Raw genomic sequence first — 14,204 nt, 5'->3', positions numbered from 1 at the left:
AAGGATGATTCAGATGAAAATAGCGATAGCACATGATTACTTAATCCAAATGGGCGGAGCGGAAAGGGTAGTAGAGGTATTCCATGATATGTATCCGGAGGCTCCCATCTTCACAACGGTGTTCAGCGACGAGCGCCTGTCGCGCAACTTGAAGGATGCGGACATTAGAGCCACTTGGCTACAAAACGTCCCAGGAGTGAAGACCAATTTCAAAGGAGTGCTGCCGCTGTATCCCATCGCTATCCGTGATTTTGATTTTAGGGATTTCGACATTGTTTTAAGCTCCAGCAGCGCATTTATGAAAAGCATCCAGGTACCCAAACATACGTTTCACATTTGTTACTGTCACACACCGATGCGGTTTGCCTGGGATTACGATACATATATGGCCCGGCAGTCCAAATCCAACCTGCTCAAAAATATGCTAAAGCTGTACATGAACAGGCTGAAAACATGGGATGCCAAAACTTCTCGCAACGTAGACCAGTTTATCGCCAATTCTTCCGTCGTCAAACGGAGAATTTTGCACTATTACCAACGGGAGGCAGATGTTATTTTCCCTCCTATCAATACATCCCGTTTCAAACGTGCTACAAGCATCGGTGACTATTATTTGATCGTATCCCGATTGGTGTCTTACAAGCGCATTGATCTCGCGATCGAGGCATTCAAACGTAACGGTCTCAAGCTGCGCATCGTTGGCGAAGGACCAGATCGTAAACGACTCGAAGCCATGGCTGGCCCGAACATTGAGTTCCTCGGCAGGCTTGAGGACGAAGAGGTTAACAAGCTGATGGCCGAATGCCGGGCGCTTGTCTTTCCGGGGGAAGAGGACTTCGGTATTACGCCTTTGGAGGCGAATGCGGCTGGACGGCCAGTTATCGCTTTTCAGGGCGGGGGAGCGCTGGATACGATTGTTCCTCATGTGAACGGCGTATTTTTCCGCAAGCATCAAGTAGACGATGTGCTGGAGGCCGTCGCAAAGGTCGAGCAACATGCATGGAATGTGGACGATATCATTACCCATGCCCGCAAATTTGATGAAGATAACTTCAAGGATCAATTGAAAAAGTATGTAGAACAAGCCTATGTGAACTTTCTAAAAGGAGGATGAACGGAATGAAGCTGGCTGTAATCGGTACTGGATACGTTGGACTCGTCTCGGGTGTGTGTTTTGCGCAAAAAGGTAATGAGGTGATTTGTGTCGATCTGGAGCAGTACAAAATCGACATGTTGAACCGGGCAGAATCTCCGATCTATGAACCGGGTATTGAGGAATTGATCGCGTTGAATCTGGAAGCTGGCCGTTTGGAGTTCACCTCGGATTTGGCCGATGCGGTACGTCGCTCGGATATTGTCATTTTAGCGGTAGGTACTCCTTCACTGGCTAACGGCGAGGCGAATTTGTCTTACATTGAACAGGCGGCCGCTGATGTCGGCAAAGCCATGAACGGGTACAAGATTATTATGACCAAGAGTACCGTACCTGTCGGAACGAACGAAAAGATTAAGGATGTAGTGGCTCGTCATACGAGCCTGTCATTTGATATTGTATCTGCGCCGGAATTCCTGAGAGAAGGTTCGGCCATCAATGATACGCTTCATCCCGATCGCATCATTATTGGTTTGGACAATACAGGTTTGCGTGAAACAATGGTCACTCTGCATCAGGTATTCACGGATAAAATCTATGTGACCGATATCCGCAGTGCTGAAATGATCAAATATGCCTCCAATGCGTTCTTGGCAACTAAAATTTCGTTTATTAACGAGATTGCTAATATTTGCGAAAAGGTTGGCGCGGACGTTACCTGTGTGGCTGAAGGTATGGGCATGGACAAACGGATCGGTTCCTCTTTCCTGCAAGCAGGGATCGGATACGGGGGCTCTTGCTTTCCGAAAGATACGAATGCGCTCATCCAAATTGCGGGTAATGTAGACTATGAATTTAAGTTGTTAAAATCGGTGGTCGAGGTGAACACTGACCAGCGTTTTATGATTGTATCCAAGCTGCGTGAATCGCTGGGTCAGCTAAACGGCGTATCGATTGGCATTTGGGGCCTCGCCTTCAAGCCTAATACAGATGACATCCGCGAAGCTCCAGCACTGGAAATCGTAGAAACGCTCATTCAGGCAGGTGCTATTGTCAAGCTGTATGATCCCATTGCGATGGATAAATTCAAGGAGCGCGTGGATCACCCGAATATTATATGGTGCTCCTCCCCGCAGCAAGCCGCCGAAAGAAGCGATGCTGTGTGCCTGCTGACGGATTGGGAAGAGTTCAAAGAAGTTGATCTCGTGCAACTGGGCTCTATTCTACACAAGCCAGTTCTGATTGACGGTCGTAACGTATTCACCGAGGAACAGATTCAAGGCTCTGGACTGGAATACTACTCCGTGGGTCGTCCGCGGATGAGTGGATGGAACAGAGATAAAGTGGAAGTTTAAAAAGTAACAGATTAAAAAGTGACTGTGGGCGGTGGGGGAGACGCTATGCGTTCCATTTGATCTTCCGATCGCTGTTGCAGTGGAATTCTCTGGATATATAAAACATTCCAAGGTTAGAATCCCACTGCAAAGGCGAACGCTAGCGCTTCTCCAGATTCAAATGGGCCGTTTCGCTGCTTTTATCGCACAGAGTCACGGTTTTTAATCTCCCATCTTAGGGGATGGGAGTAGTAAGGGCGTATCGGAAGGAGCGGCACAGTTGAAGCCGCTCCTTCCGATTAAGGCGCCATGCGCTGTACCGCGGCGCCCCTGTGGAGCAAAGCTGCCATTGCGGTAGTCGAAGGCAATCTTGGTAAGGCGTTACGAAGCGTCGATTGCTAGAAGCTTGCAAGCAAGGCAGGCAAACGCAGAACTCCCGAACGTTTTTTACAGGCTGACCGGACTTAATAATGTCCGGTCGTGCCTTTTGCACCACAAGGTATGATCGATATGATGCATTTTTGAGTAGCGTAGGAATAGATTTGAATCTGGAGAAGCGATAGCGTTCGCCTTTGAACCGGGATTTAGACCTTTATACGATTTTATACAATCGAATGAATCCCAGTCCAACAGCGATCGTAAGATCAAATCCAGCCCGTAGCGGGCTACTCAACCTTGCCTCATCCGATCGCCCACACATTATAGAGAGGAAGTGGAGAATTATGAAGCTCGTACTTTTGTCTGGTGGTTCCGGTAAAAGATTATGGCCGTTATCCAACGATTCCCGTTCCAAACAATTTTTGAAGGTACTGGAGAGCCCGGAAGGGATTTCGGAATCCATGGTGCAGCGGGTATGGAGACAATTGGGAGACAACGGATTATCCGAATCCTCGTTTATTGCGACAGGGAGAGCGCAGGTCGAAATGATCCAGAGTCAGGTCGGACCGAATACACGCATCATAGTTGAGCCGGAACGCAGAGATACCTTTCCTGCGATTGCGCTGACAGCGACTTATCTATATTCCATTGCGGGTGTTTCGCCTGATGAAATTATAGCTATATTGCCTGTAGATCCTTATGTAGAGGATGCTTTCTTTGCTTCCGTTGCCCAACTGGAACATACACTTCAGGAGAGTGAAGGCAAGCTTGCATTAATCGGGGTTGTCCCTTCCTATCCTTCAGAGAAATACGGTTATATTATTCCAAAAAATGATGCCACTCAAGGTAGCACAGGCTACCGCGAAGTGAGCCATTTTCAAGAGAAACCCGACCGGGAGCAGGCGGAGCGTCTGATTGAACGCAATGCTCTATGGAACTGCGGGGTTTTTGCATTCAAATTAAGCTATTTGCTGGATATCCTGGCATCCAAGGGCCTGCCGCTGAATTATGAAGAAATGCAAAAGCAATATGCGTCTCTGGAGAAAATCAGCTTTGACTACGAAGTAGTCGAGAAGGAAAAAGACATTGTGGTGCTTCCGTACGATGGTTTTTGGAAGGATTTGGGCACCTGGAATACGCTCACAGAAGAAATGTCTAATCAGCAAGTGGGCAGAGGTGTAGTAACGGAGGATTGTGTTAATACAAGCCTTATTAATGAGCTGGACATTCCGGTAGCGATCATTGGAACGAATGATCTGATTGTAGCCGCTAGCCCAGATGGTATTCTTGTGACCAATAAGGCAGAAAGCCCACGCATCAAGGAAGTGCTCAAGGCTCATGATCAGCGTCCAATGTATGAAGAACGCCGTTGGGGGCAGTATCGAGTTGTAGACTATGTAAAGTATGACGAGGGTAATGAGGTACTGACCAAACGAATCCGCGTACACAAAGGTAAAAATATCAGCTACCAGCTTCACTTTAAACGAAGCGAAATCTGGACCATTATTAGCGGCGAAGCGGAAATTATTTTGAATGAGAAGCTGCACAAAGTGAAGGCCGGTGACGTAGTCCGTATCCCTGAAGGAACCAAGCATAGCATTTTGGCTGTAACCGATGTGGATTTTATAGAGGTGCAGACTGGCTCTGAGTTGGTTGAAGAGGATATTGTACGCTTTTGCATGGATTGGAATGAAATTGCCCGTCATCAATTTATCTCATAATCGTTTTCGTAAAAACGAAATAAAGAAGATTTGATGAAAATTTATAGCCCAAACTGTCGAAATTGGGCGAAAACCTGTAAATTCATGAACATGACCTATTAAATTTTGGTAAAAAAAAGTCGATACTTAGGTTAAGAAGGAATCCAAACTCCTTCCAACGATAAACGCAGCCCTGTCGAAAGGCAGGTACGCAAAGCTAAAGGGCCTTCCCGTAAGGATGGCAGCCTGGCTACCGAAAGGAAGAGCAAAAGTGAGATTCAATTTTATTCCTCTGTATCGACTGATACGTCATGTACTCCCCGTAGTTATAATTTTTTCTTTGTTTCCCGTCGGATTTGGTGATTCTCTGTCTGTGGTGAATGCCGCTTCATTACAACCTGTTAATTCGGACGCTTGTACTCAGGCCCGTGAATTATACAATTATTTACTCAGCATCTCTGGAAAGAAAACAGTCACTGGTCAGCATGATTATTTGGAAAGTCCAGATGAATTAAGCAACAAGGTCCAAAAAATCAGCCAGGCGTATGTGGGTCTGCACGGCTATGAGATGGGAGCCATCTCTGGTCAATCTGACGCTACAGAAGCAGCACAACGTAAAAATGTCGTCGATAGCGCTATTCGTTGGAGCAGAGCAGGTGGCATTGTGACGATGACTTTTCATGAAGCGCTGCCGGGTAGACCGCTGACTTGGGCCAATGTGCAGGCCAAAGTAAGTCAGGCGGAGTTCAATAAATATGTCACGCCAGGCACTGCGCAGTATAACCTCCTCATTGCCGATCTGGATAAGGTCGCTGTATCGTTAAAGCAGCTTCGTGATGCAGGGGTTCCGGTATTGTGGAGACCTTACCACGAAATGAATGGTGACTGGTTCTGGTGGGGAAACAAAAACAATTTCAATCAGCTATGGAATATCATGTACGACCGTTTTGTTAACACGCATCAATTGAACAATCTGCTGTGGGTGTGGAGTCCCAATGCTCCCAATTCCTACACTGTCCCGTATACCCCAAAATATCCGGGGGATGACAAAGTGGATATTTTGGCAGTAGACATCTACAACAATGATTTTAAGCAAAGTCACTATGAAGGACTGCTCGAGTTGGCACGGAATAAGCCGATTGCCATTGGCGAGCACGGTGAGATACCTAGTTCTGAGGTGTTGCAGGCTCAGCCAAAATGGGTGTATTCCATGACTTGGGGCAAGATGCTGACCGAGAATAACACAACCACTCAAATACAGGATTATATGAACGATGCGAAGAGTTTGACACGGGATGATGTGAAAAATGGGCTGGAGGCCATCCAACAACCTGGAACAGATGTACCGACCTTACCGGATGAGGGACAAAGTGAGCCTCTCCCAGCTCCACCAGTAGTGATTGCTCCTCCAGCTCCGACTCCTCCTTCCGTTCCTGATGAAGTATATGTGAACGGGCTGCGGGGCGAATATTTCAACAATATGAATGTGAGCGGCAGTCCTGTTTTGATCCGTACAGACAGCAAGCTGGACTACAACTGGCGCGCCATTGCTGCTGATCCAAAGGTAAATGCCGACCAGTTCTCGGTTCGCTGGACGGGTAAAATCAAGCCACAATACTGCGAGACCTATACGTTCACAACCATATCCGATGATGGTATTCGTGTATGGGTAGACGGCAAGTTAGTGATCGATAGTTGGTTCAAACAAAGCTGGACAGAGCGAAAAGGCAGTATTGCTTTGGAAGCAGGTAAAATGGTAGATCTAAAAGTAGAATACTATGATGAAAAAGGCGATGCGATGGCACGTCTGATGTGGGAAAGTCAGCATGAAGCGAAAGCGGTGGTTCCCGGAAACGCTTTGTTTCTTCCTTGATAGATACTCTTTCCCGGTCAAAAATTTTGAGGAGAGAGGGTGTATCATATGATGAAAAAATGGTTGACCCATAGGTATACGGTCGTATTATCCGGATTACTAGGGGTCGCAGTTCTAGCCATGATCGCTTGGTTTATATACACGCCTTCAAAAAGTGTAGAATTGCAGACAGATAAGGTAGCGGCGGCCAGTCCAGTATGGAAGCTGGGTCAGAGGGATGACTCCTCAGCGGAATTTAAAGGAGTGGTCGGTAGGGATAATATCGATATTTCTGCAGCATCAGCTTCTTCCGAATCATCTGCTAAAGCAGCATTTTCGGCGTTGTCGGAGGCAGAGAGTACAACAGTTCCGGTATTGCTCAGCAGTGGAGATATTCCTCCCGGTTTGAATGCATCCACGAATCCAGAACTAACACTTCAATATAAGCTGAATCAGGTTCCTCCCAATGGTATGATATTCCGTGTTCGGATCTTGGATGCGGGCAAAGCTGTGCCGCAGATGGCTGTCTTCTCAAATCATCAGCTGTCCGGAATCATTCAGATTGCCGGGGTATCCGGTACTGGGAGTACCTATAATTTCAAAAACAACTACGAGCTGTATATCCCCAAAGAACAATTGCAAAGCGGTGTTAACGTACTCAAGCTAAAGACAGCGCGCTGCCTATACTGCTCCTCTGCGGAAGATAAAAATGTGTGGTGGACTTGGGATGACTTGAGCTTGGAGACGTTAGCTTCCCCTGCGGTCGAACCGGTACATGGGAAATATATACTGACTGGTACGAATGTGAATAATAAAGAATTTTATTATGATCAGGGTGCAGTTAAGCATCTACCATACGTTCTCAAATGGCTGGGAATTGCCTATAGCGGCAACGTCATGAGGGTAACCTGTGCCAGTAATGTAGGTAAGGCATGCACAGACGTGGATGATTACTATCAAACGTTAAAGCAGTATAATATGCAATCGTCTGCATTGTATCTATACACAGGTGATATTAAGCTGCAAAAAGATGGTACTCTGCCAGAGACGGCCAAGCAAAAGTTGCGTGATTATGTAAAAAAATACGGTTCATACCTTCAATATTATGAAGTAGATAACGAACCTGGATTGTTTAATCGCTCCAAGGCGGTAGACCTGGCTGTGGCTAAATGGTTGAATACGGAAGGCAAGCAATTGGCACCGCATCTCAAAACCGTAGCGCCGGGCTGGGCCTACTGGCCGACATACTCTACCAAGGCGTGCAAAAATCAAACCGGAGGCACGCAAAAATGCGGTGATCCGGATGGATGGGAACGAGACCCAGCGCAGCGTAAACAGCTGGAGGAAGTCACCGACCTAACCAACGGACACGCCTACGGTGAATCGTATAATGAAGAGGGCGGGGGCAGCTTCGTTCAGAATTTAAAAACCTTCGGTGGTTCGAGCAACGGACTGGCGAAAAAGATGCTAAACACGGAGTTCGGTACTAACGATACGCATCGAGACAATCCTGATTACGGGGCTAGTCAGCCACAAGCAGCTGCATTCGATCGGATTATGCGATCGCAAATCGGGTTTGCCGATATGTTTATCCAGCACGCTGCTTTTTATAAGGATTACACACTATTTAAAACGGGTTTTGATCTGCAAAGTCACAATCCGGCTAACACGGAAATTTATCCGTTTGGGCAAGGACAGGACACTCGCGTTAAGATTATGAGACGCTTGAGTCTAGCCTATGCCACGCATGGTAAACCGCTGACTTATACAATGTTGAATCCAGAGGAGACCAAGGACAAGATGGTCTATGTTCGCGCGGTGGATACGTCCAAACTTAAACCGCTGGCAGGTAGCGGCGCTACCTCGAACAAATTGCTGGTGAACCTAGTGAATTTCGAATCCACTACGCAGACCGTTCGTGTACGGGTGACGATGCCGAAAGCTGGCTTGTACACGGGGGAACGTTTTGGGGCGGGTTCCACCTACAGCCAGGCGCAGCGTTCCATATCAGGGCTGAAGGCCTCTCCTGCCCTTGATTTTGAAGAAAAGCTGGGCCCTGGCGAATCGGTACAATATATTTTGGAATTAAAAAGTACAGATCAAACTACGGCCTCTGCCCCAACAGAGGTAAAAGCAGCCTCTATTCAGGATGGGGTGGTAAAGATTAATTGGCTTCAAGCAGAAGGCATATCTTCCTATGATGTGCTGCGTGCTGACCGGACAGACGGTGCCTATCAGGTGATTGCCTCGCAAGTAGAAGGAAGCACGTATACGGACCGCACTGTAAAAGCTGGAAGTCATTACGTCTACAAAGTCCGAGCGACCGGAGGTACTCAGGTTTCTCAGGCAGCCGAGGTCGCTTAGTTACACCGGAATGCATGTAGGACCTTACCTAATGAATATCTAACACCATTCCGAAAGAAAGCAAAAAAGAACCTATCAGGAGAAAATAGGACCTGACAGGTTCTTTTTTATTTGTAAATCGTTCTGAATTGCCAATACTTTACGTATAATGGAGAAAAAAATAAGAAAATCCTTTAATATTCTCGTCATAAGACGACAACATTGCAGGTATGTATTCATATATAATAGTTTTGTTCATGACTATACATACATGGTTTGTAGGGAATCTCTTTCTTTCCGGCGACCAAGACTAATAAAGTGAGGTTAGTGCTGAATGAACAAGGAAACAGAATTAGGGGGGAATGGCCCTCTTCTTCGAGACAACGCACGGAAAGCAGGCAAAGCAGCCATCCACTTGGACATCCGGAACATTTTGCTCCAATGTGGTATCACGACACCAGAATGGCTGGAGGGCGACGCTGATAGAACTAAGTGCCAGAAGGACAAGCGCGTGTAATTTTCAGTTGCTGGTCCTACTTAAGCCAAACATCAAGCAGCGGCGCTTTCTTTATTCCATCATTCGTTCCATTCGAACAAACGCGATAAAACGTTTGGCTTCTTCCTCAGACAAGGTGCGTCCGTCAATCGTCAGGTTAAAACGTTGCAGGATATCCTCGTCTGACAGTTCAAGCTGATCCACAAATTCCCTCACATCTGAATCCAATATTGCTGTCGGGTGGCTCGTACGTCCCACCAAATAATCGATGGTTACCTCGAAAATATCAGCGAGCTTGGTCAGGGTCTCAAAGTCTGGCTTGCGTCTATTTTTTTCATAGTGAGAAAGAGCCGCCCGCGTAATTCCGAGGGATTGCGCTAATTCCTCTTGTTTTAATCCCTTATGTTCTCGTAATTCAGCGATGCGGGTTCCATAATTCATCTGTTTTTCCTCCTGAAGGCAAGGTTAAGAAAGGTAAGAAAAGCAATTTTGCGCTTGACAAGATACAATTTGTATCATAAATTAATTATGTAAGTTACATAACGTATCATTATTTCATAGTTTTCACTTATATCTTCATTTATATACCCTTAAGAGGCCAACGATGATTGAGCATTGTGTGCTTATTCGCTGGCTAGACCTTCTATGCGCTATTATACAACATTTTACTATAGATTAGAGGGTCATGCATCGTTCTTTTCCCCGTCATGCAGAGGATCAGTACAAGCGTTATTCATCGAAAACAAGTCAAGCAGGGAGGACTGGTCTTGTGCAGTTGAAAGAGTACATCCGTTTGATCCGCAAAAGAATGTGGTTGATTGGTAGCATTGTACTGCTGGTGTGTACTGTAGTAGGCATAAAAAATGTATATTTTACCCCGCAGGTTTATGAAGCTACCGCCAAGCTCATTATTAATCAGACGCCACGACCGGACCGTGCAGGTGTCGTCGATTACAGTGTGGTGCAAACCAATATAGCTCTAACGAACTCCTATAAGCAAATTATGATCTCCTCGGCGATTATGGATCAGGTGGTCGCCAGCTTCCCCGATCTTAAGGTTACTCCGTCAGCTTTGGCGCAAAAATTAAGAGTAAACACCGCAGGTGATTCACAGGTCATGGATGTTACAGTCCGCGACTTATCGTATACGAAGGCTGTGAAAACCGTCAATGCGGTAGCCAAAGTATTCAAACGGCAAATCCCCTCTATCATGAAAATGGACAATGTCACCATCCTAAGCGAAGCCAGTCTGAATGACCCAGCAGTTCCCGTGAACAATAATCCCGCCATACAAATTTTTATTGCTTTTACCATTTCTTTATTACTGGGCATAGGCTTGGCGTTTTTGCTGGAGGTATTGGATGATACATTTAAAAATGAGGAGGATATTGAAAAAGAACTCGGTCTGCCTACCCTATCCCTGATTACAAAAATGAAAAAAGAAGATAGACGCTCTGACAGCTCTACTACAACTCCTAAACAGGTAGGTGAGGGACAATATGCCGCGATTAATCAATAATCAGCTCGTTACATCCTTGCATGCTCAGTCTTCCGTGTCGGAGGAGTACCGCATGCTTCGCACTAACATCCAGTTTTCTTCTATAGACGAGCCGATTGAGGTGATGATGGTGGCGTCCGCTCAGGCGGGTGAAGGCAGAACAGTCACGATTAGCAATTTGGCTGTAACCTATGCGCAAGAGGGAAAAAAGGTGCTGGTTATGGATATGGATCTGCGTCGGTCCTCCTTGCATCATATGTTTGGTTTGCGCAATCATACAGGGCTGACACGGGTACTTGCCAATCAACAGACATGGCAGGATGTGGTTCAGGAAACCGGAATTGATCATCTGCATGCAATCACAGCTGGACCGAATCCACCCAATCCGTCCGAGATGCTCAGTTCCCGTAGAATGAAGGCTCTACTAGTTGAGCTAAAAGAACATTATGACGTGATTCTGATGGATACGCCACCCCTGCTGCCTTTTCCAGATGGCCTCATTGTAAGTGCCATGTGTGATGGTGTCATTTTGGTAGTACAGGCAGGGAAGGTCAAAAAGGATGTCGTTAAGAAGGCGAAGGCAAATTTAGAAAGAGTTAAGGCGCGCATTCTGGGTGTAGTGCTCAATAACGTGAAGCGCCGCGCCGAGCGTGGTATGGAGGAACGCAATCTGACATGAATAAATCGGGGAAAATAAAAGTATATAAAATTCTTTTAACAATGAATAAATAATATTTATCAATGAGGAGTGAGGTGATGAGACGTGTCTTCTTCCCGCTCGAACGAGGCCAAAGTGCTGGGCGCGTCAGTAGATGTATATTCGGTCGCTCATGGGCTTGAACGACGACAAGGATGGAGCGTATATCCGTTCGTGAAGCGAAGTATGGACATTATCCTGTCTTTTATTGGAATCATCGTACTGTGCCCGGTATTTCTGCTCGTCATTTTGTTGATCAAGCTGGGACCCCAAAGGAAGTGCATTATTTTATCAAATACGTATCGGTAAACATGAGCGACCGTTTCGCATGATCAAATTTCGTTCCATGGTGTCTGATGCCGAAGCCAGATTGTCTGCATTGCTGGTGGAAAATGAAATTGAGGGTGCGATGTTCAAAATGCGGGACGATCCCCGAATTACCCGTGTGGGTCGCTTTCTTCGCAGAACGAGCATCGACGAACTACCGCAACTCTTCAATGTACTGCGTGGGCATATGAGCCTTGTAGGACCCAGACCCCCATTGCCAAGAGAAGTCCATGATTACACCATGAGGGATAAGCTGCGTCTGACGGTTACACCGGGCTGCACCGGACTATGGCAGATCAGCGGTCGCAATCATCTAAGCTTTGACCAGATGGTAGAACTGGATTTGGAGTACATATCTAGACGCAGTTTCCGCACGGATATGATCATCATGCTGAAAACATTTCGTGTGCTGCTGGGCTCCAAGGATGCTTATTAAAGTCAATTTTAATAAAGAGGGGTAGGAGAGAAGGATGGAGCTTCATTCCAACATCTATGTGGCAGGACACAATGGGCTGGTGGGTTCCGCTATTGTTCGAGCGCTTCAGAAAGCGGGATATCGTCATATTACTACTCGCACAAGCCGTGAGCTGGATCTGCGCAATAAAGAGGCCGTAGATCATTTTTTTGATACAGAGCCCGTGGATTATGTATTTCTGGCAGCAGCCAAGGTGGGCGGGATTTTGGCAAATAACGAATATCCGGCCGATTTTATCCGTGACAATCTACTTATACAAACAAATGTGATTGATGCGGCATACCGGAAGAATGTAAGCAAGCTGTTATTCCTCGGTTCTACCTGTATCTATCCGAAATTTGCTCCACAGCCGTTGCGAGAAGAATATCTGCTTACGGGTGAGCTTGAGCCTACTAACGAGGCCTATGCGATTGCTAAAATTGCCGGGATTACAATGTGTCAGTCCTACAACCGTCAGTATGGAACCCGTTTTATTTCGGTGATGCCTACGAATTTATATGGTCCGGGCGACAATTTTGATCTCCAAACCTCTCATGTGCTGCCTGCGCTGATCCGCAAGTTTCATGAGGCAAAGCTGAATCAATCTCCGACTGTAGAAGTATGGGGCTCCGGTACGCCTCGGCGAGAATTTCTTCATTCGGATGATTTGGCTGATGCCTGTCTATTTCTGATGAATAACTATGAGGGGAATGAGATTGTAAATATCGGTGTGGGTGAGGATATTTCCATCCGTGAGCTGGCTGAACGAGTCAAAAATGTAGTCGGCTATGAGGGCGAAATTACTTTTAATACATCCGTTCCTGACGGAACGCCGCGTAAGTTGGTAGATGTATCCCGGATTTCCGGGCTAGGCTGGTCGGCGCGTATTTCACTAGAAGAAGGATTAAGGTCTGTATACCAGGCGTTTCAAGGTCTGGATCTGGTTGAACAATAAATAACGGTGGGGGAATTGGAATGAAAAAAGCGCTGATCACTGGGATTACCGGACAAGACGGGTCTTATCTGGCTGAGTTGCTGCTGTCCAAGGATTATGAGGTGTACGGGGTGCGCAGACGAACCAGCACACCGAACTTTGAAAATGTAGCGCATATCCAGAATGACATTCACTGGCTTTCCGGTGATATGACCGATCTGGCTTCGCTGATCGAAGCCGTCCGTCAGTCCGACCCGGATGAGGTCTATAACTTGGCTGCTCAATCCTTTGTAGCGGCCTCATGGCCGCAGCCCTTGGCTACAGGGCAAATCACAGCATTATCTGTTACCAATATGCTGGAGGCGGTTCGAATTGCCAAGCCGGATGCACGCTTTTATCAGGCTTCAAGCAGCGAGATGTTCGGTAAGGTACTGGAGACGCCGCAGACAGAAACGACCCCATTTTACCCACGTAGTCCTTATGGTGTAGCCAAGGTGTACGGCCATTGGATTACAGTCAACTACCGCGAAAGCTTTGATATGTTTGCTTGCTCCGGTATTTTGTTCAATCACGAATCACCTCGCCGAGGGCTGGAGTTTGTAACACGCAAAGTGTCGGATGCAGTAGCTCGTATCAAGCTGGGATTGCAGCAGGAGCTGCGCATGGGGAATTTGGATTCACTGCGAGACTGGGGTTTTGCAGGGGATTATGTAAAGGCGATGTGGCTGATGCTTCAGCAGGATCGACCAGATGATTACGTGATTTCTACAGGAGAAATGCATTCTGTGCGTGAACTGCTGCAAATTGCTTTTTCTCATGTAGGTTTAAATTACGAAGATTATGTGGTGATTGATCCGCAATTTGTTCGACCGGCAGAGGTAGATCTATTGCTTGGCGATTGTGCCAAGGCGAAAGAAAAGCTGGGCTGGCGATTGGAAGTCGGCTTCGACCAGCTCGTTCGTATGATGGTGGATGCAGACTTGGAGCGTGTAAAAAGGCAGGCTGCAGTTGAAGCTTCTGTCGTCGTGTAAGAGGTGGAGAGGCCGCCCGCCTGGCCGGGGGGTCTCTTCGTTGTACATGATTTCAGCTGTATGACAG

10 protein-coding genes, 1 pseudogene and 1 riboswitch are annotated in these 14,204 nt (G+C 46.8%); of the genes and pseudogenes, 10 read left to right on the top strand and 1 reads right to left on the bottom strand.

Annotated elements, in window-relative coordinates:
• The first annotated feature begins 13 nt into the window (after positions 1 to 13).
• The 5 genes from ACXHJ1_RS00770 (at position 14) to ACXHJ1_RS00750 (ending at position 8,721) form a co-directional block, all read left to right on the top strand.
• Complete coding sequence (locus tag ACXHJ1_RS00770; protein WP_025364260.1) at positions 14 to 1,114, top strand: glycosyltransferase; 1,101 nt, start codon at positions 14 to 16, stop codon at positions 1,112 to 1,114.
• Positions 1,115 to 1,119: 5 nt separating this feature from the next.
• Complete coding sequence (locus ACXHJ1_RS00765) at positions 1,120 to 2,448, top strand: UDP-glucose dehydrogenase family protein (RefSeq protein WP_016821249.1); 1,329 nt, start codon at positions 1,120 to 1,122, stop codon at positions 2,446 to 2,448.
• 701 nt (positions 2,449 to 3,149) lie between these two features.
• Entirely contained in the window at positions 3,150 to 4,526 is a 1,377-nt protein-coding gene (locus ACXHJ1_RS00760) for a sugar phosphate nucleotidyltransferase (protein WP_016821248.1), read from the top strand.
• A 155-nt stretch (positions 4,527 to 4,681) separates the two neighbouring features.
• A riboswitch (cyclic di-GMP riboswitch) is annotated at positions 4,682 to 4,763 on the top strand.
• Between the two features lie 13 nt (positions 4,764 to 4,776).
• Positions 4,777 to 6,378 carry a glycosyl hydrolase gene (locus tag ACXHJ1_RS00755; protein ID WP_457905413.1) on the top strand — a complete coding sequence of 534 codons (1,602 nt, stop codon included), beginning with the start codon at positions 4,777 to 4,779 and terminating at the stop codon, positions 6,376 to 6,378.
• 48 nt (positions 6,379 to 6,426) lie between these two features.
• Positions 6,427 to 8,721 (top strand): hypothetical protein, encoded by a 2,295-nt coding sequence (locus ACXHJ1_RS00750; RefSeq protein ID WP_457905412.1) that lies wholly within the window; start codon positions 6,427 to 6,429, stop codon positions 8,719 to 8,721.
• Between the two features lie 547 nt (positions 8,722 to 9,268).
• Here ACXHJ1_RS00750 and ACXHJ1_RS00745 read toward each other — a convergent pair.
• A complete protein-coding gene (locus tag ACXHJ1_RS00745; protein WP_016821244.1) occupies positions 9,269 to 9,637 on the bottom strand; it encodes a helix-turn-helix domain-containing protein in 369 nt (122 codons plus the stop codon).
• Between the two features lie 328 nt (positions 9,638 to 9,965).
• Here ACXHJ1_RS00745 and ACXHJ1_RS00740 point away from each other — a divergent pair, with 328 nt between their 5' ends.
• From ACXHJ1_RS00740 to gmd, 5 genes and pseudogenes are all read left to right on the top strand, one after another.
• Complete coding sequence (locus ACXHJ1_RS00740) at positions 9,966 to 10,715, top strand: YveK family protein (RefSeq protein ID WP_016821243.1); 750 nt, start codon at positions 9,966 to 9,968, stop codon at positions 10,713 to 10,715.
• Complete coding sequence (locus ACXHJ1_RS00735) at positions 10,696 to 11,373, top strand: CpsD/CapB family tyrosine-protein kinase (protein WP_016821242.1); 678 nt, start codon at positions 10,696 to 10,698, stop codon at positions 11,371 to 11,373. Before ACXHJ1_RS00740 ends, ACXHJ1_RS00735 begins: the two co-directional genes overlap by 20 nt.
• Positions 11,374 to 11,457: 84 nt before the next feature.
• Positions 11,458 to 12,154, top strand: a pseudogene (locus ACXHJ1_RS00730) (sugar transferase).
• Positions 12,155 to 12,188: 34 nt separating this feature from the next.
• Entirely contained in the window at positions 12,189 to 13,127 is a 939-nt protein-coding gene (locus tag ACXHJ1_RS00725) for a GDP-L-fucose synthase family protein (RefSeq protein ID WP_457905411.1), read from the top strand.
• Between the two features lie 20 nt (positions 13,128 to 13,147).
• Complete coding sequence (gene gmd / locus ACXHJ1_RS00720) at positions 13,148 to 14,137, top strand: GDP-mannose 4,6-dehydratase (protein WP_025364263.1); 990 nt, start codon at positions 13,148 to 13,150, stop codon at positions 14,135 to 14,137.
• Positions 14,138 to 14,204: the final 67 nt, after the last annotated feature.

It is taken from the genome of Paenibacillus sp. ALE2, from assembly GCF_054113385.1.
The sequence above is the reverse complement of the archived record's forward strand: the minus strand, read 5'-3'. Positions and strand labels throughout refer to the sequence as shown.

What these genes read in the sequence shown, in the direction of transcription:
- ACXHJ1_RS00725 (WP_457905411.1), top strand. Translation starts at nt 12,189, where the DNA reads ATGGAGCTTCATTCCAACATCTATGTGGCAGGACACAATGGGCTGGTG.
- ACXHJ1_RS00760 (WP_016821248.1), top strand. Translation starts at nt 3,150, where the DNA reads ATGAAGCTCGTACTTTTGTCTGGTGGTTCCGGTAAAAGATTATGGCCG.
- ACXHJ1_RS00745 (WP_016821244.1), bottom strand. Translation starts at nt 9,637, where the DNA reads ATGAATTATGGAACCCGCATCGCTGAATTACGAGAACATAAGGGATTA.
- ACXHJ1_RS00735 (WP_016821242.1), top strand. Translation starts at nt 10,696, where the DNA reads ATGCCGCGATTAATCAATAATCAGCTCGTTACATCCTTGCATGCTCAG.
- ACXHJ1_RS00750 (WP_457905412.1), top strand. Translation starts at nt 6,427, where the DNA reads ATGATGAAAAAATGGTTGACCCATAGGTATACGGTCGTATTATCCGGA.
- gmd (WP_025364263.1), top strand. Translation starts at nt 13,148, where the DNA reads ATGAAAAAAGCGCTGATCACTGGGATTACCGGACAAGACGGGTCTTAT.
- ACXHJ1_RS00770 (WP_025364260.1), top strand. Translation starts at nt 14, where the DNA reads ATGAAAATAGCGATAGCACATGATTACTTAATCCAAATGGGCGGAGCG.
- ACXHJ1_RS00765 (WP_016821249.1), top strand. Translation starts at nt 1,120, where the DNA reads ATGAAGCTGGCTGTAATCGGTACTGGATACGTTGGACTCGTCTCGGGT.